This is a genomic window from Candidatus Sodalis sp. SoCistrobi (assembly GCF_900143145.1).
In the GTDB taxonomy this organism is placed as follows: domain Bacteria; phylum Pseudomonadota; class Gammaproteobacteria; order Enterobacterales; family Enterobacteriaceae; genus SoCistrobi.
Window position 1 is genome coordinate 1 of record NZ_FRDB01000342.1, and the last position, 1,888, is coordinate 1,888.

Genomic DNA, 1,888 nt, shown 5'->3' on the forward strand with positions numbered 1-1,888 from the left:
AAGGAGGTAAAGTAGGCATCTGCGCGGCAATGCGAAAATTACTCCAATTAGCTTATGGTGTCTTAAAATCTGGAATACCCTTCGATGAAAATATAGCTCTTGCATCATGATGAGCAAGACGGTATCTGGCGTCAGACCAGCAGTGGTTTTCGACCCAATCGCTGATACGATCTCGTTCCCGCTGCCACCGCTCCTGCCAGGTCGGTTCGATATGGCCGTCGTGGGCCAGCGCCACCGCGCGGTCCAGCGCGAGCCAGCAGGCCATTTTGGAATGGGTATAGTGTTGCTGTTCTGGCAACTCCCAAATCCCGGCGTCGAGACAACGCCAGCGGTCCGCGCATTGATTCGCTAACTCTATCAGCAGACGAGAAGTGGCGATGTCGATAATATGCCCCGCATTAACGAAGAGTGCCGCGGTGGCGAGCATATCGCCGTACATACTTAGCTGGCGCTGATCGTGAGCGTTATTGCCGACACGTACCGGCTGTGAACCGCGATAACCGTGCAGCGGCAGATAGCGTTCATCCGGCACATTTTCACCCGTCAGGGTGTAACAGGTTTGCATTTCGGGGCCGTGCCTGATAATCGTCGACGATAGCCAGGAGAAGGCGGCTTTGCAGTCTTCAAGCGCGCCGAGATAGACGAAAGATTTGATTATCAGACACGCATCGCGTACCCAGGCATAGCGATAATCATAGTTTTTTTTCCCGCCGAACCCCTCCGGTAGCGACGTGGTGGCCGCCGCCGCCAGCGCGCCGCTCGGCGAGTACCAAAGAAATTTCAGCGCCAGCGCCGAACGCAGCACATGGTCGCGGTGCACGCCACAGTACCCCAAATTGTCCACCCAATCGCGCCAAGCGTGGTGGCTGGTTTCGATCCGCTGATCGATTTTGTCCAGCGGCGGAATAGCCAACGGTTCATTTTCCGTCGCCAGAAGCGCAATCAGAGTACGGGAACCGGGACGGGTGTGGAAACGTCCGCGCACCCCTTCGTCGCTATACTGGGAAAATACCACTTCCGGCGACGTATGCAGCATCGCCAGCAAAGGGCCGATGTGATAGACGTTGCCCATCGGGGTTTTTTGTAGCCAGGGACTTATTGTTTCAGCCACGGTACCGATACGCAGCGTCAGGCAGAAATTGACCTCGCCGTGGATGCCTTCCACCCGCCGGGCCAGTTCGCTCCAGGGTAGCCGGCCCGCCAGGGTGCTATTAAGGGATTCAGTGAGCAGCGCTTCCCCCTGTTCAGTGATAAAACGGGTTTCCAGAACATTACTGTTTTCCCGGTAGCGACGCTGGATGTGATAGGCCCCCACCGGCTCAAGCTGAAAAAAGCCGCCATTGCCGGCATCCAGGATCCTGTCAAACAGCGGCGCCGAATCAAGATTGGGCGCACACCACCAGTCAATGGCGCCGTCGGGGGCAATGAGCGCCACCGATCGCCCTTCACCAATTGCCGCGTAATCGCCGAGTTCAGCGTATCCCTCTGTCCGTTGTGGCGTGATCTTGGTATTTGTCTTCATGATGGCTATCCAGTTAGCGCACTGCTCCATTTCGAGGCGGGCGGGTTAAAGGCACGGTGTTAAAGATAGCTGAAAGCGGCCAAAACGGTGCCGCGGGCGAGGGCACCCGAAAACGCCAGGTGATGACATCGCCCGGGGTGATGTGAAAGCGCGTGGCGAGGCACTGCTCAATGAAAACGCGTGCCGGGGCACAGCTCAATGATCAGGCGGGTTAACGTCTTTGAGGCCACCCGGGAGTCAGATACCGTCTTGCTCATCATGATGCAAGAGCTATATTTTCATCGAAGGGTATTCCAGATTTTAAGACACCATAAGCTAATTGGAGTAATTTTCGCATTGCCGCGCAGATGCCTACTTTACCTCCTT

Annotated in this window: 3 pseudogenes; 1 reads left to right on the forward strand and 2 read right to left on the reverse strand. The window is 56.1% G+C overall.

The features are described from left to right. Nucleotides 1-110 (forward strand): annotated as a pseudogene (locus CINSTRO3249_RS17820) (IS110 family transposase); the annotation flags it as partial. A gap of 14 nt (nucleotides 111-124) precedes the next feature. Here the strand turns inward: CINSTRO3249_RS17820 and CINSTRO3249_RS15525 are convergent. Further along, nucleotides 125-1,522 (reverse strand): annotated as a pseudogene (locus tag CINSTRO3249_RS15525) (glycoside hydrolase family 15 protein); the annotation flags it as partial. 256 nt (nucleotides 1,523-1,778) lie between these two features. After that, a pseudogene (locus tag CINSTRO3249_RS16980) lies at nucleotides 1,779-1,888 on the reverse strand (IS110 family transposase); the annotation flags it as partial.